Source organism: Haematobacter massiliensis (genome assembly GCF_000740795.1).
Classification (GTDB): domain Bacteria; phylum Pseudomonadota; class Alphaproteobacteria; order Rhodobacterales; family Rhodobacteraceae; genus Haematobacter; species Haematobacter massiliensis.
This window is the reverse complement of the sequence record NZ_JGYG01000001.1, coordinates 481311-505599: the sequence shown is the minus strand read 5'-3', so window position 1 is coordinate 505599 and position 24289 is coordinate 481311. Positions and strand designations below refer to the sequence as shown.

At 63.4% G+C, this 24289-nt stretch carries 26 protein-coding genes and 1 tRNA gene; 11 read left to right on the top strand and 16 right to left on the bottom strand.

From position 1 onward, the window contains the following. Positions 1 to 11 precede the first annotated feature (11 nt). From CN97_RS02430 to secG, 13 genes are all read right to left on the bottom strand, one after another. Positions 12 to 1379 carry an aminotransferase gene (locus CN97_RS02430; protein ID WP_035707009.1) on the bottom strand — a complete coding sequence of 456 codons (1368 nt, stop codon included), beginning with the start codon at positions 1377 to 1379 and terminating at the stop codon, positions 12 to 14. A 64-nt stretch (positions 1380 to 1443) separates the two neighbouring features. Further along, a complete protein-coding gene (locus CN97_RS02425) occupies positions 1444 to 2745 on the bottom strand; it encodes an NAD(P)/FAD-dependent oxidoreductase (protein WP_035706442.1) in 1302 nt (433 codons plus the stop codon). Next, on the bottom strand, positions 2742 to 4097 hold the full coding sequence (locus CN97_RS02420; protein ID WP_035706440.1) for a glutamine synthetase family protein: 1356 nt from the start codon (positions 4095 to 4097) through the stop codon (positions 2742 to 2744). The genes CN97_RS02425 and CN97_RS02420 overlap by 4 nt, the downstream gene beginning before the upstream one ends. After that, a complete protein-coding gene (locus CN97_RS02415; protein ID WP_035706437.1) occupies positions 4090 to 4782 on the bottom strand; it encodes a type 1 glutamine amidotransferase in 693 nt (230 codons plus the stop codon). Before CN97_RS02415 ends, CN97_RS02420 begins: the two co-directional genes overlap by 8 nt. A 58-nt stretch (positions 4783 to 4840) precedes the next feature. Continuing rightward, entirely contained in the window at positions 4841 to 6175 is a 1335-nt protein-coding gene (locus CN97_RS02410) for a glutamine synthetase family protein (protein WP_035706434.1), read from the bottom strand. A 3-nt stretch (positions 6176 to 6178) separates the two neighbouring features. Further along, positions 6179 to 7018, bottom strand: a complete 840-nt coding sequence (locus tag CN97_RS02405; RefSeq protein WP_035706433.1) for an ABC transporter permease — start codon at positions 7016 to 7018, stop codon at positions 6179 to 6181. Beyond that, positions 7015 to 7893 (bottom strand): ABC transporter permease, encoded by an 879-nt coding sequence (locus CN97_RS02400; RefSeq protein WP_035706432.1) that lies wholly within the window; start codon positions 7891 to 7893, stop codon positions 7015 to 7017. Before CN97_RS02400 ends, CN97_RS02405 begins: the two co-directional genes overlap by 4 nt. 61 nt (positions 7894 to 7954) lie before the next feature. After that, positions 7955 to 8677 carry a transporter substrate-binding domain-containing protein gene (locus tag CN97_RS02395; protein ID WP_035706431.1) on the bottom strand — a complete coding sequence of 241 codons (723 nt, stop codon included), beginning with the start codon at positions 8675 to 8677 and terminating at the stop codon, positions 7955 to 7957. Positions 8678 to 8714: 37 nt separating this feature from the next. After that, positions 8715 to 9485, bottom strand: a complete 771-nt coding sequence (locus tag CN97_RS02390; RefSeq protein ID WP_165496698.1) for an ABC transporter ATP-binding protein — start codon at positions 9483 to 9485, stop codon at positions 8715 to 8717. Between the two features lie 147 nt (positions 9486 to 9632). Further along, positions 9633 to 10079, bottom strand: coding sequence for a tellurite resistance TerB family protein (locus CN97_RS02385; RefSeq protein WP_035706428.1), 447 nt, complete (start codon positions 10077 to 10079; stop codon positions 9633 to 9635). A 57-nt stretch (positions 10080 to 10136) separates the two neighbouring features. Further along, positions 10137 to 10601, bottom strand: coding sequence for a hypothetical protein (locus CN97_RS02380; RefSeq protein ID WP_035706425.1), 465 nt, complete (start codon positions 10599 to 10601; stop codon positions 10137 to 10139). A gap of 158 nt (positions 10602 to 10759) precedes the next feature. After that, positions 10760 to 12403: a CTP synthase gene (locus CN97_RS02375; RefSeq protein WP_035706422.1), complete on the bottom strand. Its 1644-nt coding sequence runs from the start codon at positions 12401 to 12403 to the stop codon at positions 10760 to 10762. A gap of 227 nt (positions 12404 to 12630) precedes the next feature. Next, positions 12631 to 13005, bottom strand: coding sequence for a preprotein translocase subunit SecG (gene secG, locus CN97_RS02370; RefSeq protein WP_035706419.1), 375 nt, complete (start codon positions 13003 to 13005; stop codon positions 12631 to 12633). Between the two features lie 150 nt (positions 13006 to 13155). Here secG and CN97_RS02365 point away from each other — a divergent pair, with 150 nt between their 5' ends. Further along, entirely contained in the window at positions 13156 to 14448 is a 1293-nt protein-coding gene (locus CN97_RS02365; RefSeq protein ID WP_035706416.1) for an adenylosuccinate synthase, read from the top strand. Continuing rightward, a complete protein-coding gene (locus CN97_RS02360; RefSeq protein WP_035706413.1) occupies positions 14448 to 14684 on the top strand; it encodes a DUF2842 domain-containing protein in 237 nt (78 codons plus the stop codon). The genes CN97_RS02365 and CN97_RS02360 overlap by 1 nt, the downstream gene beginning before the upstream one ends. Positions 14685 to 14691: 7 nt before the next feature. Here CN97_RS02360 and CN97_RS02355 read toward each other — a convergent pair whose 3' ends face one another. Further along, on the bottom strand, positions 14692 to 15480 hold the full coding sequence (locus CN97_RS02355; RefSeq protein ID WP_131389503.1) for a hypothetical protein: 789 nt from the start codon (positions 15478 to 15480) through the stop codon (positions 14692 to 14694). Between CN97_RS02355 and CN97_RS20095 the strand changes: the two genes are divergently transcribed. Continuing rightward, positions 15464 to 16324 carry a thiamine diphosphokinase gene (locus CN97_RS20095; RefSeq protein ID WP_242685170.1) on the top strand — a complete coding sequence of 287 codons (861 nt, stop codon included), beginning with the start codon at positions 15464 to 15466 and terminating at the stop codon, positions 16322 to 16324. The genes CN97_RS02355 and CN97_RS20095 overlap by 17 nt on opposite strands. Here CN97_RS20095 and CN97_RS02350 read toward each other — a convergent pair. Next, positions 16206 to 17165, bottom strand: coding sequence for a DMT family transporter (locus tag CN97_RS02350; protein ID WP_035706407.1), 960 nt, complete (start codon positions 17163 to 17165; stop codon positions 16206 to 16208). The two genes, CN97_RS20095 and CN97_RS02350, sit on opposite strands and share 119 nt — an antisense overlap. A 153-nt stretch (positions 17166 to 17318) precedes the next feature. Here CN97_RS02350 and CN97_RS02345 point away from each other — a divergent pair. From CN97_RS02345 to CN97_RS02310, 8 genes are all read left to right on the top strand, one after another. Further along, positions 17319 to 17402, top strand: a tRNA-Tyr gene (locus tag CN97_RS02345). A gap of 175 nt (positions 17403 to 17577) precedes the next feature. Then, positions 17578 to 18381 carry a 23S rRNA (guanosine(2251)-2'-O)-methyltransferase RlmB gene (gene rlmB / locus CN97_RS02340; protein ID WP_035707006.1) on the top strand — a complete coding sequence of 268 codons (804 nt, stop codon included), beginning with the start codon at positions 17578 to 17580 and terminating at the stop codon, positions 18379 to 18381. A gap of 94 nt (positions 18382 to 18475) precedes the next feature. Continuing rightward, entirely contained in the window at positions 18476 to 19021 is a 546-nt protein-coding gene (locus CN97_RS02335; RefSeq protein WP_051910905.1) for a YHS domain-containing (seleno)protein, read from the top strand. A gap of 180 nt (positions 19022 to 19201) precedes the next feature. After that, complete coding sequence (locus CN97_RS02330; protein WP_035706404.1) at positions 19202 to 19636, top strand: CoA-binding protein; 435 nt, start codon at positions 19202 to 19204, stop codon at positions 19634 to 19636. Between the two features lie 57 nt (positions 19637 to 19693). After that, positions 19694 to 20371 carry a PAQR family membrane homeostasis protein TrhA gene (gene trhA, locus CN97_RS02325; RefSeq protein WP_035706402.1) on the top strand — a complete coding sequence of 226 codons (678 nt, stop codon included), beginning with the start codon at positions 19694 to 19696 and terminating at the stop codon, positions 20369 to 20371. An 80-nt stretch (positions 20372 to 20451) separates the two neighbouring features. Beyond that, positions 20452 to 21453: an N-acetyltransferase DgcN gene (gene dgcN, locus CN97_RS02320; RefSeq protein WP_035706401.1), complete on the top strand. Its 1002-nt coding sequence runs from the start codon at positions 20452 to 20454 to the stop codon at positions 21451 to 21453. 2 nt (positions 21454 to 21455) lie between these two features. Next, the gene (gene dgcA / locus CN97_RS02315; protein ID WP_035706399.1) at positions 21456 to 22421 is read left to right on the top strand and encodes an N-acetyl-D-Glu racemase DgcA; all 966 of its coding nucleotides are present in this window, start codon (positions 21456 to 21458) and stop codon (positions 22419 to 22421) included. A gap of 1 nt (position 22422) precedes the next feature. Further along, on the top strand, positions 22423 to 23283 hold the full coding sequence (locus CN97_RS02310) for a D-amino-acid transaminase (protein WP_035706398.1): 861 nt from the start codon (positions 22423 to 22425) through the stop codon (positions 23281 to 23283). Positions 23284 to 23362: 79 nt separating this feature from the next. On the opposite strand, the gene CN97_RS02305 is transcribed toward CN97_RS02310, so the two are convergent. Further along, positions 23363 to 24283 carry an ABC transporter permease gene (locus CN97_RS02305; RefSeq protein ID WP_035706397.1) on the bottom strand — a complete coding sequence of 307 codons (921 nt, stop codon included), beginning with the start codon at positions 24281 to 24283 and terminating at the stop codon, positions 23363 to 23365. Positions 24284 to 24289 lie beyond the last annotated feature (6 nt).

The following is a 24289-nucleotide window of genomic DNA, read 5'->3' as shown; positions in this document are numbered from 1 at the left end:
GCTCCCGCCTGTCAGGCGACCTCCGCAAACACCTGTTTCAACGCGGCTTCCAGTTTCTCGAACATCTCGTCCATCTGACCCTCCGTGATGATGAATGGAGGGCAGAGAACGATGGACTGTCCCAGTGGCCGACAGATCAGCCCGTGATCGGTGCAGGTATTGGCGATCCGCTCGGAAACCGAGAGTTTGCCGTCGAACGGCGTCTTGGTTGCCTTGTCTTTCACGGCTTCCAGGGCACCCATAAGGCCCTTGCCCCGCCACTCGCCGATGTTCGGATTCTCTGCCAGCCGCGCCAGGCCTGCCTCGAAGCGAGGTGTCAATGCGCGGGCCCGCTCCGCCAGTCCTTCGTTCATGATGATGTCGATGGCTTTCAGGGCCACCGCACAGCCGACAGGGTGGCCTGAAGCGGTGAAGCCATGCGGGAACTCCTCGATCGCTTCGGAGGCGGCCTGCATGCGATCAGCGAGTTCCGGTCCGAGGATGATCGCGCCCATGGGGAAGTATCCCGCCGTCAGCGCTTTGGAGGAGATGATGGCATCTGGCACGAAGTCGTAGGTTTCGCAGCCCCAGGTGTTCCCCGTCCGGCCGAAGCCGCAGATCACCTCATCGGAGATGAGAGGGATGCCGTATTTCTTCAGGATCGGCTGTACCGCCTGGAAATACCCTTTGGAGGGGGGAATCACCCCGCCCGCGCCCTGAACCGGTTCGGCAAAGAACCCCGCGATCGTGTCCGGCCCTTCGGCAAGGATCGTATCCTCCAGCTCCTTCGCCATCCGTTGGGTGAACTGTTCCTCCGTCTCGTCCTGCTCCCCGAAACGCCAGTAATGCGGGCAGGAGAGATGAAGAAAACCCGGCAGCGGCAATCCGAAGACGGAGTTGTAAGGTTTTCCGGTCATGGAGGCGGAGACTACTGTCACGCCATGATAGGCGTTTACCCGCGTCAGGATCTTGCGCCGCTCCGGCTTGCCCTCGGACTGGGCGAGGAACCAGAGCATCTTGACCATCGTGTCGTTCGCCTCCGATCCGGAGTTGGTGTAGAACACCTTGCCGCGCGGGAAGGGGGAGACCTCGACCAGGCGTTCCGAGAGCATGACCGTCTGGTCCGACATGCGACCGAAGAAGGCGTGGTAACCGGGAAAGCGGGCGAACTGCTCCTGTCCCGCGGCAATCAACCCAGCATGGTCGAAGCCCGCCACCATGTTCCACAGGCCCGAATTGGCGTCGAGATATCGTTTGCCATGGGTGTCGACGATATAAGGCCCCTCGCCATGGGTAAGGACGACCGTGCCCCGTTTATGAACGGAGGGCAGATCAGTGAAACCGTAAAGGCTGTATTCCTCTGCCCGGGCTTCCCAGCTGTTCGGTACATCGTCACGCATCATACGGTCCTTTCCTTGGCTCGTCTGAAAGCTAGTCCTTGCGCCACATTTCTTCAACAGCGGCTCAAAGTCCCAGCCGGTCGCGCAGGCCATACCACGTCATCGCCAGAACGAGGAGCGGATGGCGCGCGGCCGCGCCACCGGGAAAGCGCGGCGTGGGCAGCCGCCCCATCAGGTCGAACCGTTCCGCCTGTCCGGCCACCGCCTCCGCCATGATCCGCCCGGCGAGCGTCGCCATCGCGACGCCATGCCCGGAATACCCCGAGGCTGAGAGCAGGCTCGGTCCGAGCCGGAGAAAGCAGGGCAGGCGCGTCATCGTGATCGCCAGCGTTCCGCCCCAGGCATAGTCGATCCGCACGTCGCGCAGTTGCGGATAAACCTTCAGCATGGGTTTCCGCACTGTAGCGATCACATCGGGAAAGCGATAGCCGAAGCTCTCGCCTCCACCGAACAACAGCCGGTTGTCCTCCGACAGCCGCCAGTAGTTCACTACGAAACGGGTATCCGCAACGGCGACGGCTTCGGCCAGAAGATCGCGCGCCCCGGCGCCCAGCGGTTCTGTCGCAATGATGAAATTGTTGATCGGCATGACCCGCGCCGCGACCTCCGGCACCAGATCGCCGAGATAGCCATTGCACGCGAGAATGACGTGATCGGCTGTAACGCTGCCTTTCGCCGTCATGACCTGCGTCGTCTGCCCCCGGGTTATGCCGGTGACGAGAGTATTCTCATGGAAGGTAACGCCCGCAGCCTGCGCGGCCTGCGCCAGACCGATGGCGAAGTTCAACGGGTGGATATGGCCCGCGCCACGGTCGATGTCGCCGCCGACATAATCGTCGGAGCCGATCAGCCCCCGGATGCCCGCCTTGTCCAGCGGTTCTACCTGATCGTAGCCATATTCGCGGGCCAACTTCTCCGCCATGGCATGGGAGTGGCGGACCTCGGCTTCCGTGCGACAGGCATGCGCCACCCCGGGTCGGAAAGGGACGGGCATCGCATGACGGGTGATGAGGTCGCGGACTAGCGCCTTCGCCTCCTCCGCAATAGCCCAGAGCCGGTGGGCATCGTCCCGGCCCATGCGCCGTTCAAGCTCGTCCTGTTCCAGCCGCTGACCGGAGCCGACCTGTCCGCCGTTTCGCCCCGAAGCGCCGAAACCTGCGCGATGCGCCTCCAGCAGCACCACGGAATAGCCTCGCTCCGCGAGATGCAGCGCCGCAGACAGCCCGGTATAGCCCCCACCCACCACGCAGACATCGGCACGGAGCGACCCACGAAGCGGGGGCGCGGGTGCCCGATCGGTGGCGGTCGCCGCGTAATAGCTGGCAGGAAACGACCCCTGACGATCGTTGGCGGTTAGAAGGTTCATACGTTGAGCAGCAGGTGCTCCCGCTCCCACGGGCTGATGACTTGCAGGAACTCCTTGTATTCGTTCCGTTTTACAGAATCGTAGACGGAGCAGAAGCCGGTACCCAGAACCTCCCTCACACCCTCGTCCTCTGCGAAGAGGTCGAGCGCATCGCCGAGGTTGTAGGGGAGTTCGTCCGCAGACATATAGGCATCACCCAGGCATTCGGGGCGCGGCATCTTCTCTTCCAGCAGGCCCAGATAGCCGCAGGCAAGCGATGCGGCGAGCCCGAGATACGGATTGCAGTCCATACCCGCGAGCCGGTTTTCGATCCGCCGTCCCGAGGGTTCGGAGATCGGCACGCGCAACCCCGTTGTCCGGTTGTCACGCCCCCATTCGAGGTTGATGGGTGCCGCGAAATCCGGGACATAGCGCCGGTAGCTGTTCACATAGGGTGCCAGCAGGGCGATAACTGCAGGCAGATGGTTCTGCATCCCGGCGATGAAATGCAGGAATGCCTGCGTCTCAGCGCCCTTTGCATCGGAAAAGATGTTCTGTCCCGTCGCGGTATCCACCACCGAATGGTGGATATGCATGGCGGAACCCGGCTCTCCCTCGATGGGCTTGGCCATGAAGGTTGCAAAACAGTCGTGGCGGAGCGCGGCTTCGCGGATCAGGCGCTTGAAGTAGAAGATCTCGTCTGCCAGCCGAACCGGGTCGCCATGGGCGAGGTTGATCTCCACCTGACCGGCGCCGCCTTCCTGCAGGATGCCGTCGATCTCAAAGCCCTGTGCTTCGGCGAAATCATAGATATCGTCGATGACGGGGCCGTATTCATCAACCGCCGACATGGAATAGGCCTGCTTGGCTGCGGCCCGGCGGCCCGACCGGCCCATCGGCGGCTGCACCGGCATGTTCGGGTCGATGTTGCGCGCCACGAGGAAGAATTCCATCTCCGGCGCGACGATCGGCGTCCATCCCTTTTGCTTGTAGAGATGCAGGACGCGTTTCAGGACGTTGCGCGGCGCTGCGGCCACCGGCTGTCCCGTCTGGTCGATGGCATCATGGATCACCTGAAGCGTGACATCCGCCGTCCATGGCGCCGCGGTAGCGGTGGAGAAATCCGGCGCCATGATCATGTCGGGCTCGGTGAAGGCGCCTGTCGGGTTGTCTGCCCAATCCCCGGTGATCGTCTGGAGAAAGATCGAATTCGGCAGGAAGAAGGATGTCTGCTTGGCGAATTTGAACGCAGGCATTGCCTTGCCGCGTGCGACGCCAGCAATGTCGGAGACGATGCACTCTACTTCGTCGACACGACGGCCCTGGATATAGCGTTGCGCGGCTTCGGGGAGCTTTTCGGTCCAGTCAGACATGGGCCCTCTGAGTAAGAAAATCGGCGATCCGGTCGGCGAGCAGGGCGGAGCCACGTTTCGTATCGGCGCTATCCGCCAGACGGGAGAGGGCGGCGGCAACCCTGTCGCCTGGCACGCTGCCGCTCCGATGGTCGATCAGGCCCTGCGTCACCGTCCCGTCGAACTCCGGATGCGCCTGCACGGTAAGGATATCGTCGCCATAGGCCAGCGCGGCATTGTCGCAGAAGCCGGAGGAGGCGACCACCTGCGCTCCCACCGGCCGTTCGACCACCTGATCCTGATGCCAGGCGTTGAGGGTGACCGTCCTGTCGCCGAAGTCGTAGTCCTGCGGGCCGACCGACCAGCCGCCGGAGAACTTCTCCACCCGTCCGCCAAGCGCCTGCGCAATGATCTGATGCCCGAAGCAGATGCCCACCATCGGCACATGCGCCTCCTTCACTGCGCGGATGAAGGTTTCCAGGGGCGGGATGAAAGGATGCTCCTCATATACACCGAAGCGGGAGCCGGTGATGATCCAGCCGTCTGCGTCATGGGGAGAGGTCGGAAACTGCATGTCCAGTACGCGCCAGGTTCGGAAGTCGAACCCCCGGCCGGCGAGCAGACGCTCGAACATGTCAGGATAGTTGCCGGAGGCGGGCTGAATGACGTCGGGCGCGTCGCCGGTCTGCAGGATGCCGATGAGCATGGGAGTCCTCAATGCAATCGCCCAAGGCTATCCCTGCCTGCCGCCGTCGGCAAGCGGCTCACACGGTGTCGAGATACAGGTCCATCTGTTCATCGGGGCCGAGTTCCGCCATGTAGCGCACCTCCTGCCGCTTGGTCAGCACATAGTTTCGGATCAGTTCCTGCGGAAAGATCCGCGCGACCAGCGGAGAGGCCTCGAAATCGTCGATCGCCTCCTCCCACGATGTCGGGAGACGGGGCGATGCGCTGTCATAGGCGTTGCCAAGGAGGGGCGGCGGCGGTGTCATCCCATCCTCGATACCGATGAGCGCCGAGCCGAGGACCCCCGCGATCATCAGGTAGGGGTTCACGTCACCACCCGCCACGCGGTGCTCGATCCGCCGTGCGACCGGTTTTCCGGAGGGAATGCGGATCGCGGTGGTCCGGTTCTCATAGGCCCAGGTGATCGCCGTCGGCGCATGCGCACCCGGAACCAGACGGTCGAAGCTGTTGGCATGGGGCGCAAACACGAGCGTCGAATCATGCAGCGCGGCAAGGCACCCGGCGACAGCGCTTTTCAGAGCAGCAGTGCCCTCCGGCCCGCCGTTGTCAAAGATGTTGCGCCCCTGCCGGTCGAGCACGGAGAAATGCATGTGCATCCCGTTGCCCGCATAATCCTCATAAGGCTTGGCCATGAAGCTCGCCGCGAAACCGTGTCGCCGGGCGAGACCCTTCACCAGCAGCTTGAAGAGCCATGTGTCGTCCGCGGCCTTCAGCGCGTCGGACTGATGCATGAGGTTGATCTCGAACTGACCCAGACCCGCTTCCGAAATCGCGGTGTCGGCGGGAATGTCCATCTCCTCACAGGCATCATAGAGATCGGTGAAGAAGCGGTCGAAGGCATCCAGCGCGCGCAGGGCAAGCGTCTCCGCCCCGATCCGCCGCTTGCCCGAACGCGGCGATTTCGGCATCTGCGGACGCTTGCCGGAATCGTCAATGAGGTAGAATTCCAGCTCCGTCGCCACGACGGGGCGCAGCCCGTCTGCCGCATAGCGCTTCAGCACGGAGGCCAGCGCATGGCGGGGGTCACCGTCGTAGGGCCGGCCGTCCTCGCGGAACATCCAAAGCGGCAGGAGGGCGGTCGGTGCTTCCAGCCATGGCATCGGCATGAAGCCGCGGTCGGTCGGCAGTAGAACGCCATCAGGATCGCCTTCGTCAAAGACGAGCGGGCTGTCCTCGATATCTTCGCCCCAGACATCCAGTGAAAGGACCGAGAGGGGAAAGCGCGTCCCGTCCTCGGCGATACGGTCGGCGAAGCGGCGAGGAATGCGCTTGCCCCGCGCCTGTCCGTTGAGGTCTGCCGCCGCTACGCGGATGGTTCTGACTTCGGGGTGTTCGCGCAGCCAATCGTGCATTCTTTACCTGACGTATTGCGGCTTGAAACGGAGTTTTCGCCGCGCCGTCTGTGGAACATGCCGGTTGAGCCGCCGGTTCACCAGCCCGAAAAGTCCGATCACCAGCAGGGTCAGCAGGATGAAATAAAGCCCGACCAGCGGATAGGCCACGAAAGGGTTGAAGGTTCTCGATACGAAATAGCTGGCATAATAGAGGCTGTCGCCCGATTGCTGCCATGCCGGAAAGGCGGAGAAGAAGACGAGCGTCGTGGCGTGGAGCAGGAAGATCGCCTCATTCGTGTAGGCGGGCCAGGCAAGGCGCAGCATGGTTGGCCACACGATGCGCGTGAATTTCTGGCGGCTGGAGAAGCCATAGGCATCCGCCGCCTCGATATCGCCTTTGGGAACCGCCATCAGGGCGCCGTAGAAGATCTGCCCCGAATAGGCCGCCGTGTTCAGACACAGCACCACCAAGGCGCCCAACCACGCCCGCGTGAGCCAGCGGGTCTCAACCGTAAGCGTGGTGAAGCCGAGCGGGATGTCCACCCCCACCTTCGGCAGCAGCATGAACAACTCGTAGGCAAAGAAGAACTGGATGAAGAGCGGAGACCCGCGGAACAGGAAGATGAAGAGATCGGCCGGTTTCGACAGCCATCGCCGCGGGCTGGCCTTGGCAAGCGCGAGACCGGTCGCCAGGAAGAACCCGATGAGCAGGGCGAGCGCGGCAAAATAGATGTTCCACAGCAGGCCGGAGCCGATGAGGACCACCTGCTCGCAAAGCCCGATCTCTCCGGTGGGGAGCCGCCGCTCCCCGATACCGAGCGCGCGGAGGCCATAGAGGTGAAGCGCCTCGCCGCAGGTCATGCCGCTCTCCTGATCTGTTCACCCGCGAGCGTAGCCTGCCCCGTGGCGAGCCTGCGCGTGTACCGGGCAAGAACCCTTTCGCTCACCCAGGTCAGCAGGAGATACCAGGCGAGCAGGACGAGGAAGTACCACAGCCGCCAGTCACCATGCGGATAGTCGAAATGCGAGGTCTTGGAGGCGCCCAGTTCGCGTGCCCAGTAGACGATGTCCTGCACGCCCAGCAGGAACAGGAGCGGTGTCGCCTTGATGAGAATCATCCACAGGTTGGACAGTCCGGGAATTGCGTAAGTCCACATCTGCGGGACGAGGATGCGGCGGAAGATCTGGCCCTGGCTCATCCCGTAGGCCTCGCCCGTCTCAAGTTGTGCCTTGGGAACGGAATTCATCGCGCCATAGATCACATTGGCCGCGAAGGCCCCGAAGACGATGGCGAAGGCAACCACGGCAAGCGTGAACCCATAGGTCTCATGGATCCATGGCGGCGAGGAGGCGAGCGGCAGCTTCGCCTCTGGACAGACGACGAAATCCGACCCACGCCGCACGGGTTCGGTCCAGTCGGGGCATTTGACCTTGTGCCGCATCCACTCCAGCCCCTGGTCGATCATCAGCGGCACGAAGAGGAAGAACACAATATCCGGCACCCCGCGCACCATGGCGCTGTAGCCCTTACCGATGAGGCTTACCGGCGCGAAATGCGAGCGCGCGGCGACCGCTCCGGCGAAACCGAGCGCCAGCGCCAGCGGCGCGGTGATGAGAAGAAGGGCGATCACCACCAAAAAGGAGCGGTAGAACAGCAGGTGCTTACCCGATGTCAGGTAGCACGCATACCATTGAAAACCGTCGAGTGTGGCAGGATCGGTACAGAAGCTGAACATCGGCGGCTCGGACTATCCGGGAGGGGAGAGGACCGGGGACATGCCCCGATCCCCGCTGGCATCAATAAACGACGGCGTCCTCGCCAAACCATTTCACAATGAGCTTGTTGATGGTGCCGTCCTGTTTCATCTCTCCGATTACGCCGTCAAAACGATCGCGGAGCGCCGCATCGGACATGCGGAATGCCGCGCCGACACCTTCGCCAAGCTGCACGCGATCAACGATGACCAGCTCCCCATTCGACTGGTCCACGATCGGTTGGAGGTAATCCAGATCGGCGAGAACGGCATCAGCCTCGCCGTTGCGCACGGCGGATACGGTTTCGTCAGGCGTCGCGAACTCGACAAGTGTCGCGCCGGATTCGGCCACGTGCTGCGCCTGGATGGTTGCGGTCTGGGCGGCAACGATCCCCTTGGTCACATCGACATCATCGGAGGCGGCGACGTAGAGAGACACGGTGGGCGGGGTGTAGTTCTGCGTGAACAGACGGTCCTTCTTCCGCTCCTCGGTGATCGACATGCCGGCCATGATCAGGTCGTAGTTCCCCGAGTTGAGGTTCGCCATGATCGTGTCCCAGTCGTTCTGCACGAATTCGCAGGTCAGGCTGAGCCTCTTGCAGAGTTCGCCGCCGAGTTCGACCTCATATCCGTCGAGCTTGCCACTGTCGTTGATGAAATTGTAGGGAGCATATGCGCCCTCCGTTCCGATCCGCACCACTTGCTGCGCGAATGCGGAACCGGCCATCGTCGCCAGAACGGCGGCGGTCATCGCGATTTTCTTCATGTCAGAACTCCCTGTTATCTTATGGGCTTGCCGGATGTTATTCACCACCAGCGCGAAGAAACTGGCGCAACCGCTCGCTTCGCGGTGCGCCAAAAAGCATATCCGGCGATCCCTCTTCCTCTATTCGTCCCTGATGGAGGAAGACGACATGATCGGAGACATCGGCCGCCATCCGCATGTCATGGGTCACGATGATCATCGTGCGCCCTTCATCGGCCAGAGCCTTGATGACGCGAATCACCTCCTGCTCCAGCTCCGGGTCCAGCGCGGAGGTAGGCTCATCGAAAAGGAGGGCCTTCGGTTCCATGCACAACGCCCGCGCGATGGCCGCGCGCTGCTGCTGCCCGCCTGAAAGCTGCGACGGATAGCGGTCGGCCTTGTCCCCGATTCCCACCTTGTCGAGAAGCTGGCGGGCACGCGCCTCCACCTCCTCCCGGGGCTGTCCAAGCACGGTGACGGGCGCTTCCATGACGTTCTGCAGCACCGTCATATGGGACCACAGGTTGAACTGCTGGAATACCATCGACAGGTTCGTGCGAATCCGGAGCACCTGCGTGCGGGATGCCGGGCGGCGGTGCTGCCCCTCGCCATGCCACATGACGGCTTCCCGCTCGAACAGGATCTCCCCGTCCTGACTGTCTTCCAGCAGGTTGGCACAGCGCAGCAGCGTGGACTTCCCCGATCCGGAGGAGCCGATGAGCGAAACCACGTGCCCTCGCGGCGCGGTGAGGCTCACGCCCTTCAGCACCTCGAGGTTGCCATAGGATTTGTGGAGATTGATGATTTCGATGACGGGTGGTGTCGCGATGCTCACGGGGGGTCGTCGTCCTGTTGCTTGGTCGATAGTTGGACGATTTTCCCGATGGAATGCAATGAGTCCTGCGCGTCAGGGGCGATTGGTCGCATAAAATGAAGGCAATCCGTCAGGTCTTGCCCTTCAGTTGTGCAATATCGGTCAGGCGCGGCGGCTTTCGACCCGTTGCCGCGCCAGCGCACTGTCGCGATCATTGACGCCCAGCAGGTTTGCGGTGAGCCGGAGCATCGCATTCTCCTCCTGGTTCCGTATCCCGTCGGCAAGCGCCACGTCCCACAGCGCTTCCATCACCCCCTCGCGCTCTTCGTAGGCGACGGCATCCTTGATGACTCGGGTAAAACGCACGGTATCGGGAGCGACCTTCTCCAGTTCCTCGGCCTCGCGCAGCAGGGAGGCCGCCTCAAACGGGCCAAGGGCGAAGCGGGTGCCGACGATCCGGGCGATGCGATCGCTCTCTTCGCCGGAATAGGTGCCGTCAACCCGCGCGACGCGGACAAGCAGGGCTGTCAGCGCAAGACGCACATCGTCCGTGGCGAAGGAGTGTCGATCGGTGGCGCCTGTGAAAAGGCGGATGAGATCCTGGAGCATATGGGTCGATATAGGGTCGGTGCTGCGTATTCGCGAATCACATCCTGCGGCGCGAGATCAGATGCAGGCCCAGTAGGGGCCGGCGCGCTCCGCCATGGAGCAGGTGCAGATCTCCTGCTTGCTCTGCCCGTTCAACGGCTGAGGGTTGATGAAGCCGATGCCGCGATACTGCCCGGTCACCTCCCGAATCGCTTGCGACCCCTGCGGATAGGCGCGGTCCCCGATGAGGCAGGCAGCAGGCAGGCTGATCGCCGCCACGCCGGACCGGTCCCGGACCACCGGCACGCTGCTGGCTGCGGTTTCCGGGGAAACGGTGACGATGGGCGCGGATGTATAGGAACCGCGCTGCGAGCGCCCCGCAGGATAGCTGGCACCCAGATCGCGGTCCCACACGGTCTGGCAGCGGGCTTCCGCTCCTTCCCCAAGACAGTTCAGGCGATCAGGGTCCGCTCCGCCGTTGATCAGCGGCCCACAACCCGCAAGCGTGAGCAGAAAGGCGGGAAGGAGGATGTGACGGATCATGGCGCGCTCCGATGTGTCTGGTTGAGCGAAATCTAACCGCTCTGGCGCGTCGGGCAAGCCAGAAGGCAGCCATGTCCGTTTTCGGGCGGCTTTCGATCTCGCTCCGGCATTGCATTGAGAGGCTCGCGGGCGGCCTCTCAATGCGCACCGATGCAAGGTCAGACCAGACGTTCGACCTCTTTCGCAGCTCGCACGAAATCGGCGAACAGCGGATGCGGCGCGAAAGGTTTCGATTTCAGTTCCGGGTGGAACTGAACCCCGATGAACCAGGGGTGGTTCTCATATTCCACGATCTCGGGAAGGCGCCCATCGGGCGACATGCCTGAGAACACCAGCCCATGCCCCTCGAGCTGGTCGCGGTAGCGGATGTCCACCTCGTAGCGATGCCGGTGGCGTTCCTCGATCTCCGGCGCGCCGTAGATCGCCGCAACGCGGGATCCAGGCTTCAGCGCGGCGGTGTAGGCACCGAGCCGCATCGTGCCGCCCTTGTCGTCGCCCAGCTTGCGCTCGACCCTATGGTTGCCCTGCACCCATTCCTTGAGGTGGTAAACCACGGGAGTAAAACGTTTTTCGCCAGACTCGTGATCGAACTCCTCCGACCCGGCGTCATTCAGCCGGGCAAGATTGCGGGCGGATTCGATCACCGCCATCTGCATGCCGAGGCAGATGCCGAGATAAGGGATTTTCCGCTCCCGCGCGAAGCGGGCCGCGTTGATCATGCCTTCCGTTCCGCGCTCTCCAAAGCCGCCGGGCACGCAGATTGCGTGGAAATCCTCCAGCCAAGGACCGGGATCCTCGCGCTCGAAAATCTCGCTGTCCACCCACTCGGCCTTCACCCGCACGCGATTGGCCATGCCCCCGTGCGTCAGTGCCTCTGCGATGGATTTGTAAGCGTCTTCAAGTTGGGTGTATTTGCCGACGACGGCGATGCGCACCTCGCCTTCGGCGTTCTCCAGCCGGTCCATGACATCCTCCCAGCGGGAGAGATCGGGGCGCGGAGCGGGGGCAATCTGGAAAGCGTCAAGCACCGCCTGATCCAGCCCTTCACGATGATAGGCCAGGGGCGCCTCGTAGATGGTCTTGAGGTCGGGCGCCGCGATCACCGCATCCGGCCGGACGTTGCAGAAGAGCGCGATCTTTTCACGCTCCTTCTGCGGAATGGGCTTCTCCGACCGGCAGACCAGCACGTCGGGCGCGATGCCGATGGAGCGCAGTTCCTTCACGGAGTGCTGGGTGGGTTTCGTCTTCAGCTCGCCGCTGGCAGCGATGTAGGGCAGGAGGGTGAGATGCATGAAGATGCACTGCCCGCGCGGCCGCTCCTGCGCAAACTGGCGGATCGCCTCGAAGAAGGGCAGTCCCTCGATATCGCCGACGGTGCCGCCGATCTCGCAGAGCATGAAGTCGACCTCATCTTCGCCTACGCGAAGGAAGTCCTTGATTTCATTGGTGACGTGCGGGATCACCTGGATCGTCTTGCCGAGATAGTCGCCGCGCCGTTCTTTCTCCAGCACGTTGGAGTAGATCCGGCCGGAGGAGACGCTGTCCGTCTTGCGGGCAGAGACGCCGGTGAACCGCTCATAATGGCCAAGGTCGAGGTCGGTCTCGGCGCCGTCATCGGTGACGAACACTTCGCCATGCTCGAAAGGCGACATGGTGCCCGGATCGACGTTCAGATAGGGGTCCAGCTTGCGCAGGCGGACCGAATAGCCGCGCGCCTGCAGCAGGGCCCCCAAGGCAGCCGAGGCGAGCCCTTTTCCCAGGCTGGAGACCACCCCGCCCGTGATGAAGACGTAACGTGCCATGAAGCTGCTCCCGTGAGTTCCAAAGAGAATCTGCCGCGGTTCTTGCAAGAATCGCGGCATCACGGGACTTGGGATATAGCGGAAACCGTAACGGTCCGCAATATCCTGCGGAAAGACTTCCTGAAGCCCCGATAACTTGTGTTGATGTGGCCGTAAAAATGGCGGGCGTAGGGGCGTCCGCCGGTATCGATCTTTCAGCCGGCCGTTCAGCTAGCCGGGCAGTCTGCTCAGTCTGCGCGGGGCGGGGTTGCCGGGGCGCCACCAACTGACGGGGGCAGGAGGCTGCCGCCATCCGCGGGAAGCGCAGGCTCGTTCGCCGCGGGCGGAGCTGTGAGATCCGAACCAAGCCGGTCCAGCACCGAGCCACCACCCGAGCGTTCCGCCGAGATAATGGTCAGAGCGACCGAGGTGCACAGGAAAGCGACCGCGAAACCCCAGGTCAGCCGGGTCAGCGCATTCGCCGCCTGCCGCCCGGTCATCACGCCGGTGCCGCCGCCACCGCTGCCCATGCCCAAGCCGCCGCCTTCCGACCGTTGGAGCAACACGACGACGATCAACGCCAGCGCGAGCAGGAGGTGGATGATGAGCAGGATGTTTTCCATGGGGCAGCCGGCCTTTCGTTCCGCGCCTATCTAGAGGCATGGCGAACGGGTCGCAAGTCACCCTGTTCGACCCCGGTGCGATTTTCACGTGGTTTTGCCCGCGCGGTCGCGGTAAGGACTCCCCGCATCGACCAGAGGCGGAGTCTTGAAATGGCCAATGTCGTCGTCGTCGGCGCCCAATGGGGCGACGAGGGTAAGGGAAAAATCGTGGATTGGCTCTCGGAGCGCGCGGACATCATCGCGCGCTTTCAGGGGGGGCACAATGCCGGCCATACGCTCGTGATCGGCGAGAAGGTGTTCAAGCTGTCCCTGCTGCCCTCCGGGATCGTCCGGCCGGGCAAGCTCGCCGTGATCGGCAACGGCGTCGTGCTGGACCCTTGGGCGCTCTTTTCGGAGATCGACAAGCTCTCCGGCCAGGGGGTCGCGATTTCCACTGACAATCTGATGATCGCGGAAAACACGCCGCTGATCCTTCCTCTGCATCAGGATCTCGACAAGATCCGCGAGGAAGCGGCAGGGGCCTCCAAGATCGGCACCACCGGGCGCGGAATCGGCCCGGCTTATGAGGACAAGGTAGGGCGTCGCGCGATTCGCGTGGCCGATCTCGGCGATGAGGAGACGCTTGACGCGCGGCTGGACAGGCTGCTTGCCCACCATGACGCGCTGCGTCAGGGGCTCGGCGCGCCTGCCGTGGATCGGGCGGAGCTGAAGGCGAAGCTGCTGGAGATCGCGCCAAAGCTCCTGCCCTATGCGCAGCCGGTGTGGAAGATCCTCAACGAACAGCGCCGTGCCGGCAAACGCATCCTGTTCGAAGGGGCGCAAGGGTCGCTGCTGGATATCGACTTCGGCACCTATCCTTATGTCACGTCCTCCACCACCATGTCGGGGATGGCCGCGACGGGGACGGGGCTTGGCCCCTCTGCCATCGGTTTCGTGCTGGGAATCGCCAAGGCATATACCACGCGAGTCGGCTCCGGCCCGTTCCCGACCGAACTGGAAGATGAGATCGGTCAGCGGCTGGGCGAAAGGGGCCATGAATTCGGGACGGTTACCGGGCGCAAGCGCCGCTGCGGCTGGTTCGATGCGGTGCTGGTCCGCCAGACCTGTGCGATTTCCGGCGTCAACGGCATCGCGCTGACCAAGCTCGACGTCCTGGACGGATTCGACACGCTGAAAATCTGCGTGGGCTACGAGGTCGATGGCGTGAAATACGACCATCTGCCGACTGCCGCCGCGCTCCAATCCCGCGCGACGCCGATTTATGAGGAGCTGGAGGGCTGGCAGGAGTCCACCGCAGGTGCACGCTCCTGGGCGGAGCTTCCGGCCGCGGCAGTTAAATACGTCCGCCGCATCGAGGAGCTGATCCAGTGCCCGGTGGCGCTACTGTCGACGAGCCCTGAGCGGGACGACACGATCCTCGTCACCGATCCGTTCGCGGACTGATGGCGCTTGGCTACAAGGCCCGGCGGCGGTTGTCGCTGCTCATCCTGCTTGTGGGTGTGCCGCTCTATATCGCCGTCGTGGTAACGCTGATGAACTGGCTGGATGCCCGTTTCGGGCGCCAGCCGTTCTGGGTGGAGCTGGCGATCTATGTCGGCTTGGGCATCCTCTGGGCGCTGCCGTTCCGCGCGGTATTCAGGGGGATCGGTCGCGCCGATCCCGATGCGCCGGAGGAATAAGGCAGGATCAGGCGACGCTGCTGTGAGAGTCGTCGAAATATGCGGAATCCTCAGAAACCGCGAACCGGCCCTCTCCCAGCCGCCGGAAACGCCCCTCGCGGACGAGAACGCCGAAGGATTTCAGCTCTTCCTCAAAGGGATAGGGCACAGTGCTCGATTTGGACAGCGCATCCAGAAGCGCGGGGCGGGTAAAATCCGTCCAGCCCTCCACCGCCATCAGATAGGCCGCGATCGCCTCCATCCGTTCGGTCAGACTGGCCGGGGCAAGCTCCGCCAGCACGCTTTTCAGCCGATCCGCTGAAATGGCGGGGTACTTTGTGGCCGATAGCTCATGCGGCATGAGCTTCAGGGGTGGCAAGCTCATTTGTGGCGGCGGCGTGGGTACGTCCACCCGCTGGGCCGCAAGAAGCAGAAGGGGCGTGCTCACATCCTCGTTCAGATCGCGTTCAAGCCGGGCGGCGGGTTCCGCGCTTTCCCCGATATCGGGCTCCGCGACTGCGGCGATTTCCTCGGCAGACAGCCCGTAAGCGGGTCTGTGACCCGACTCGGCCGCCTCGGATACCGTCAGCCGCAGGACACCTTGCGAAACGGAAATTTCAGCGGGCGGAAACGCTTCCGACAGCGCTGCCACTTCGGCCTGACCCACCACCCGCGTGCCGAGCGCCGGGTTTTCTCCCGCGGCGCGCTGCAGAGCGTCCAGCACCTGCGCGAGAACCGCCGTCGGTGCGTCGTAGCCTTGGATCAGGCAAGAGAAGTCGCCGTAGGTGACGGAAAGGGTTTTGCCGCTCGTTGTCATTCTTTTCGCCATATCCGCCAGGCCGGAGCTGTTCCCGGTCAAGCTGTTCCGCCCGTCCGAATGCGGCTTGCCGCCGCCGACCGGACCGGTCAATCTGACGCGAGAGATTGCCAGTCCGGGCGTGGCCCGTCAACATGAGCCCATGTCCGAACCTGTCCTTACCGCAACATCTGGCATCACTTTGCTTGGCGGCGCCGATATTTCGCCGTCCCTGCTGGAGAGGGCGCTGTCGCTGGCGCCGGTGGTTGTCGCCGCCGACGGCGGCGCGGACAGGGGTCTGGCGCTTGGCGTCCGCCCTGAACTCGTCATCGGGGATCTCGACTCGCTGAGCCGCGCTGGCCGGGAGGCGATGGGAAATGCGGTTCTGGAGGTGGCGGAGCAGGACACCACGGATTTCGAAAAATGCCTGCAGCGTCTGGCAGCACCCTTCGTGCTCGGGCTGGGGTTTCTCGGCGGGCGGCTGGATCACGCCCTCGCCGCGCTGACAGTGCTCACCCGCGCCCCCATGCCGGTCCTGCTGATCGGCGAGGAGGATGTGGTATTCTGCGCGCCCTCCACACTGACGCTGCACCTGCCGGTGGGGACGCGATTTTCGCTCTATCCGCTCGCGCCGGTCAGCGGGCAGAGCGAGGGGCTGGTCTGGCCGATCGACGGTATCGACTTTGCTCCGGCGGGCAGGGTGGGCACCTCGAACCGCACGGCTGCGGAAGTCGTGCGGCTGTCCTTCACGGGGCCAGGGATGCTGGTGCTGCTTCCACGAGAGGTATTGCGGCCGGCACTGTCGGCGCTGCTGACCGCTGAACCACACGTTCCCGATGCACCAGGTAAAGACCCGAAGCGGTGATGATGGCAATTCCGGCCCAACTGATGGCATCGGGAAGATCGCCGAAGATCGTGTAGCCGAAGAACACCGTCGCGATCATCTCGAAGTAATGCAGAGGGGCGAGGGTGGTGGACCCCGCGAAACGCAGCGCATAGGTCATCAACATATGCGCGACCGTGGCGGCGGCGCCGACGCCTGCGAGCGCCAGCCAGATCGTCCCGCTCTGCGGCCATGCCAGCCCGAGCTGCACGCCCGGAATGTCCAGCGGCATCAGCAATACCGGAAGCGTCAAGACGCAGGCCGCGAGCGCCGTATGCGCCTGCATGGCCACCGGGTGCTGCTGGCGGGCAAGGCTTCTCGTGATGAGAATGTAGAGCGCAAAGAAGACCGCCGTCATGAGCGGAAAGAAGGCCACCGGACCGAAGGTTACAAAGCTCGGCCGGATGACGAGCAGCGCTCCTGCGAAACCGACCGCGCAGGCGGCAATCCTGCGTGGGCCGACGCTTTCCCCGAACAACGCCCAACCCAGCAGCAGGATGATGAACGGCTCTACGAAAGCGATGGCGAGCGCATCCGCCAACGGCATGACCTGCACCGCGGCGATGAAGGCATAAGTGGCGAGGATCGATACGGCGGCGCGGAGGAACGTCAGACCGAGCACGCGGCGTGACATGCGCCACTCCACCCGCATCAAGATGACCACCGGCACCATGAGCGCGGCCTGCACGACAAAGCGCGCGGCAGTTACCTGTCCGACCGGCACCGCCTGCGACGCGATCTTGGAGGCCACGTCGATCATGGGTGCCGTTAGGCAGAAGCCGAGCATCAGCGCAATGCCGAGAAAGGTGCGATCCTGTGTCATCGCGTCTCTTTAAGCCACGCGAGGAACGGTGGGCTGTTCATTTGCGACATTCGATGACGGTTTGAGCTATCGATTCAGACAAAACAATGTCGGTGTCGGCTGGAAAATTGCCTTGACGGGATCCATGGGCTCCTGTAATCCCCGCCTCGCGTCGGGCGACGTGCTGCAAGGTGCGGCAGCGGACTGTAACTCCGCCGGGGAGACCCATGCCTGGTTCGATTCCAGGGTCGCCCACCACTTCCATAAATTTCGTCAGAAAATCAATGGAGTGGTGGTTCCACGACAGGCGGCATGGACCATGCCTCTGCCATGGGATATGTGCATATCTCCCTCTTTTCGTCATAAGGCCGTGGACACGGTCCGGGGGCTTTTTGAACGCCGGTTGCGACCGGTTGTCTGTGCGGGGCGTGCCATGAAGAAACCGTCTTGGGTCATTGATAAGGAGCGTGCCAAACGGGCCGCTGCTGCGGAAACTGTCTGGCTGTTCGGGCTGCATGCCGTGCGCGATGCCCTGCTTAATCCGCGGCGGACGCGTCTGCGGCTTGTCGTGACCAAGAATGCTGCGGATCGGCTTGGCGATGCGATTGCCGAAAGCGGAATGACGCCGGAGATCGCCGACCCGAGAAAGTTCGATGTCCCGATTGATCCGGGCTCTGTTCATCAGGGGGCCGCGCTTGAGGTGAAGCCGCTCGACTGGGGGCGGCTGGAGGATGTCGCCATTTCGGGAGAGGGAGCACCGCTTGTCGTGCTTCTCGATCAGGTGACGGATCCACATAACGTGGGCGCGATCCTGCGATCCGCGGAGGTTTTCGGGGCGCGTGCTGTCATCGGCACCCAGCGACACTCCGCCCCGGAAACGGGTGCGCTTGCGAAAAGCGCGTCCGGCGCACTGGAACGCCAGCCCTATCTGCGCATCCGCAACCTCTCCGACGGAATGGAGACGCTGCGCAACATGGGCTTCACGCTCATCGGCCTCGCCGGGGAGGCGACGGTCGCTCTGGATGCCGCTCTCTCCGATCTCGGGGATCGGCCGGTGGCGCTGGTGCTTGGCGCCGAAGGCCCGGGGCTGCGCGAAAAGACACGCGAAACCTGCGACGTGCTTGTGCGTATCGCCGCAGCGGGGGAGTTCGGCTCCCTCAACGTGTCCAATGCTGCCGCAGTGGCGCTCTATGCTGCCGGTCACCGTGGCCGGTTGGGCACAGATACGGGCGAGTAGGCCTCTCTCCATCACGGTTGCGGGAGCGCGGGTTTTCCGCGGCCTTGGCCCATGTCATCTGTGGGGAAGGATTGAACGACTGAAGGAGCGCGCCATGACGGTGCTCGCCCCCCATGGCGCCTTGACGCACAGCCCTCCACGCCGCCGCGGAACTCAGCGCGTGGCCGATGGTCAGATGGGGCGCCGGGAAGTGTTCTTTCTGGGAGCGGGCGGGTTGGCGGCAGTGTCGGTGGGTTTGCCCGCGCTCGCCGGGACAAATCGCCGCGTCTTTGCCCCTGGTGGCATCGCGCTCGCGGGCCGGGATCCCGTCTCCTACTTCAGCGCCGCGCATCCCGCGAAGGGCAAGACGCAATACGCCCTGAAGTGGAAGGGCGCGATCTGGCTCTTCGCCTCGCATGAAAATCTCGTGGCTTTTGAGGCAGATCCCCGTGCATATGCGCCGCAGTTCGGCGGATGGTGCAGCAAGGCAATGGAAAACGGGGGCCGAAAAGTCGCTGCCGACCCGGATGTTTTCGCCATCCGGGACGGACGTCTTTATCTGTTCCGCAGCGCGGATGAAATGACGGTCTGGGCCGCCGCGACGACAGATTTCGACAAAACCGCCACAGCGGAGGAGCAATCCATCGCATCCGGAAATTAACATTCGTTCTGAATATGTTCACAGATTCGCGACTCCCCCCTTTAAAAGCGGGAAAGGGTCTCTATCTGCTCCATCAGAAGCGCGGAATCGGAACCTCCGTGCTTCGGTTCACTGTCCCTCGTTCCGCGACTGGCGCCCGGTCTTCGTGACTGGGCGCTTTTTTATTCTGGAGACACAGCCATGGTCCAGAGCGAATCCGCCCTGTTCACCCGCATCCTTCGCGATACGCGAAATGTCGCCGTCATCGGCCTGTCACCCAACCCCGCGCGCCCCAGCCATGGAGTTGCCCGCTTTCTTCAAAGTCTCGGATGGCGGATCGTACCGGTCAATCCGGGCCATGCGGGGGAAACCATCCTGGGGGAGACGGTCGTGGCCCGGCTCGCAGACATCGCTGACCCGGCTGCCATCGACATGATCGACATCTTCCGCCGTTCGGAAGCGGCGGGCGCGGTGGTGGAGGAGGCCCTTGTCGCGCTGCCCAACCTCCGGACTGTCTGGATGCAGCTTGGTGTCACCGCGCCTCGCGCGGCAGCTCTCGCCCGCGCCCGCGGGGTCGATGTGGTAGAGGATCGCTGCCCTGCGATAGAGTTTCCCCGCCTGCTCGCGACGCGCTGATATTCTGTCACACAAGCGTCGCTTGGCAGCAGGCGCGATCACTGGCAAAGTCGCTTCATGCAAGAGATAACGGAACCCGCTCCCTCCGATCTGTCCGGCGGCGTATTGCGTCCGCGGCCCGGTCGTGACGAGTTGATCGCAGATGGTATCGTGCACGGCGTCGGAGTGGCTCTGGCGCTGCTTGGCACGGTCGTTCTCATCGTCTCCGCTTCCGGTGCAGGGTGGAGCGGGCGGGCGGCTGCTGCGCTTTACGGCTCCATCCTCGTGGCCGCGCTCTCCATTTCCCTGGCTTATAACCTCTGGCCTGTCGGAGCGGTGAAGCTGGTTCTGCGTCGCTTTGACCATTCGTCGATTTTTCTTCTGATCGCAGCAACTTACACGCCATTCCTTGAGCGGAGCGCGAGCCATTACTCGGCCGTGGTGATGCTATGCGCGATCTGGCTGATGGCCTTCGCAGGAGTTGCCATCAAGTGGATTTTCCCCGTCGGATACGGGTGGCTGTCGCTGGTTCTTTACCTTTCCATGGGCTGGAGCGGACTGCTGATCGCCGCGCCGGTGATGCAGAGCATTCCTCTCATGTCCCAGGTTCTTATCCTGGCTGGCGGGCTGGTCTATTCTTTCGGCGTCATTTTCTTCCTTTGGGAGAAACTGCGCTTTCAGACGGCGATCTGGCACGGGTTTGTGGTGACTGCGGCGGCGATGCATTATGCGGCCATCCTCGCCTGCTTCCGCTAAGGGAAATGTCTGTCTGATCGGGGGTTGCGCCTGCGGGTTGCCGCGTCATCATGGCGGTGTTCAATCTCCGAGGTTCCCCCATGATAAAGACGCCCTACCTCCTTTTTCTCGGTGACGCGCCCGACCCCTTGGCGGCGAAGGTGGCGCAGGGCATCCGCGACTGGCGCCCTGAATTCGCCGTGGCGCAGTTCCGCATGGAGGGCTGCAAGGCGGACATGAAACTTCCCGACATGACCTTGGCGGAGGCGAAGGCCGCGGGCTGCAAGACCCTGGTCGTCGGTGTGGCCAATCGTGGCGGCGTGATCTCCGACAGCTGGATCAAGGTGTTGGTGGAAGCTCTGGAAGAAGGCTTCGACATTGCCTCCGGCCTGCACAACCTGCTCAGGGATGAGCCGTTGCTGGTTGCCGCCGCGGAACGCTTCGGGCGGGAACTTCACGATGTCCGCGTTCCGGTGGTCGACTATCCCATCGCCAACGGCAAGAAGCGCTCCGGCAAGCGCATGCTGGCCGTCGGCACGGATTGCTCGGTCGGCAAGATGTATACCTGCCTCGCCATGGACAAGGAGATGCGGGAGCGCGGCCTGAAATCCGATTTCCGCGCAACGGGGCAGACCGGCATCCTCATCACTGGCGAAGGTGTTCCCCTTGATGCCGTGATCGCGGATTTCATGGCGGGTTCGGTGGAATACCTGACGCCGGACAACGACGAGGACCATTGGGACATGATCGAAGGGCAGGGGAGCCTGTTCCATATCTCCTACTCGGGGGTGACGCTGGCGCTGGTGCATGGCGGCCAGCCCGACGCACTGGTGCTCTGCCATGAGCCGACCCGCCCGCATATGCGCGGCCTGCCGGATTACAAACTGCCGAGCCTGGAGGATTTGCGTGACCTGTCGCTCCAGCTGGCTCGTGTGGGCAACCCGGAGTGCAAGGTCGTCGGTATCTCCGTCAACACCCAGCATATGAGCGAGGAGGAGGCCGTGCGCTACCTCCAGAATGTGGAGCAGCAGATGGGCCTCCCCACGGTTGATCCGTTCCGACACGGCGCGGGCCGGCTGGTCGATGCGCTGGTGGCATCCTGACCATGAAGCTCACCGTGACCCCCGAAACCTTCCGGCTCGCGGAAGTGTTCACCATATCGCGCGGCTCCCGCACGGAGGCGAAGGTGCTGACCGTGACGGTTGAGAAGGACGGCATCACGGGGCGGGGCGAATGCGTGCCCTATGCCCGCTACGGCGAAAGCCTGGAGAGCGTGACCGGTCAGATCGAAGGGCTGGAGCTTCCCCTGAGCCGGACGGAGTTGCAAGGCATGCTGCCGCCGGGTGCCGCCCGGAACGCTGTGGATTGCGCGCTCTGGGACTGGGAGGCAAAGCGCGCGGGCAAGCGTGTCTGGGATATGGCGGGGCTGCCGAAGCCCGGGCCGATGATCACCGCCTTTACCCTCTCGCTGGATACGCCGGAGCGGATGGAGGCTGCGGCGCGCCGCAATGCCTCCCGCCCCCTTCTGAAGATCAAGCTCGGCACCGCCGATGACATGGGTCGGCTGGAAGCCGTGCGCCGGGGTGCCCCGGAGGCGCGGATCATCGTCGATGCGAACGAGGGGTGGACGGCGGATGTCTATCGCGACCTTGCCCCGCATCTCGTGCGGCTTGGCGTCGCGTTGGTGGAGCAGCCGCTGCCCGCAGGGGCGGACGAGATGCTGGCGGAGATCGCGCGTCCGCTACCGGTCTGTGCCGACGAAAGCTGTCATGACCGGCATTCGCTGGATGACATCGCGGGCAAATACGATCTCGTCAACATCAAGCTCGACAAGACCGGTGGCTTGACGGAAGCGCTGGCGCTGCGGGATGCGGCGCATGCGGCGGGCTATGGCATCATGGTCGGTTGCATGGTGGGGTCTTCGCTCGCCATGGCGCCCGCCGTGCTGGTCGCTCAGGGAGCGGCTGTTGTCGATCTTGACGGGCCGCTGCTTCTGGCCGAAGACCGCGACAGCCCGCTGCTTTACGACGCGGCGGGTGTGCATCCGTCCGACGCCGAGCTTTGGGGGTAACATGAGCCGCATCGTCTATGTGAATGGTGACTATCTGCCGGAGGAGGAGGCGCGCGTCTCCATCTTTGATCGCGGCTTCCTGATGGCGGACGGGGTCTATGAGGTGACGAGCGTCCTGGGCGGCAAGCTGGTGGATTTCGAGGGCCATACCAAGCGCCTCGCCCGCTCGCTGAGGGAGCTGGAGATGGCGACGCCCGTTTCGGATGAGGAGCTTCTGGCCATCCATCGGGAACTGATCGCGCGCAATGGGGTGGAGGATGGCATGGTCTATCTTCAGGTCACCCGCGGCAATCCCGGCGACCGTGATTTCGCTTTCCCCGACAAAAGCGTGGCCCCGACGCTGGTACTGTTCACCCAGTCGAAACCGGGTCTGGCGGACAGCCCGCAGGCAAAGATCGGCGCGAAGGTGATCTCTGTCCCCGATATCCGCTGGGGACGCCGCGACATCAAGACGGTGCAGCTTCTCTATCCCAGCATGGCGAAGATGATGGCCAAGAAGGCGGAGGTGGATGACGCCTGGTTCGTGGAGGATGGCTTCGTCACCGAGGGATCGTCCAACAACGTCTATATCGTGAAGGGCGGACGGATCATCACCCGGCCCCTGTCCGAAGAGATCCTCCACGGTATCACCCGTGCCGCGGTGATCCGCCTCGCAGCAGAGGCGCAGATGGAGGTCGAGGAGCGGCTGTTCACGGTCGAAGAAGCGCAGGCGGCGGATGAAGCGTTCTTCACCTCAGCCTCCGCGTTTGTCATGCCGGTGGTTGAAATCGACGGTGCAGCAGTCGGGGGCGGCAAACCGGGGCCAGTGGCGGCGCGGCTCCGGGAAATCTATATCGACGAGATGCGTAAAGCGGCGGTCTGAGCTTCCGACGACAAGTCTCTGACACTCCGCGCGGGACGCAGGCGATGGCTTGCGTCCCGCTTCTTTTTGGCCGCTGGCTTCAGCCGGGGCTGAGGCCGCGCAGACGCTCCGACCGGCGCCGCAGGAGTTCGACCGTGGTGAGAAGGCCGATGGAGACGACGATGAGGATGGTCGCCACCGCAAGGATCGCGGGGCTGATCTGCTCCCGGATACCGTTCCACATCTGGCGCGGAATGGTCTGCTCGTCGGGGCTGGCGAGAAACAGCACCACCACGACCTCATCGAAGGAGGTCACGAAGGCGAAGAGCGCCCCGGAAATCAGTCCGGGCAGGATGATCGGCAGCGTCACCTTGAAGAAGCTTCGGACCGGAGAGGCGCCGAGGCTTGCCGCCGCGCGGGTGAGCGACCGGTCGAACCCTACCAGGGTCGCCGTCACCGTGATGATGACGAAGGGAATGCCCAGCGTCGCATGCGAGAGGACGAGGCCGAGATAGGGAATGCCCCACTGCTGGATCTGGATACGGGAGTAGAAGAAGAACAAGCCGGTCGCAGTGATGATGACCGGAACGATCATCGGGGAGATCAGCAGCGCCATGATCGGCCGACGGTATGGCATCTCGGGCCTGGAAAGGCCAAGCGCCGCGATGGTGCCGAGCGTCGTTGCGACGAGCGTCGCGAAGAAGCCGACGATGATCGAGTTCTTGGCGACCTTCACCCATGTCGCGTTCTGCCAGACATCCGCCCAGAAGGCTCCCGTGCGTGGCGCATCCGGGGCCTGGGTGCCGAAGGTCAGGAGCATGTCGTACCAGCGCATCGAATAGCCTTCGGGGTCGAAGGCCAGCATCTTTTCCGTGAAGGTGAAGTAGGGCTCGGCGTTGAAGGAAAGCGGGATGATGACGAGGATCGGCGCGATCAGGAACAGGAAGATGAGTGCGCAAAGCGCCAGATAGACATAATGCCAGACGCGTTCGAGCGGGCTTGCATAGACGGGAAGGGCCATCTTCGT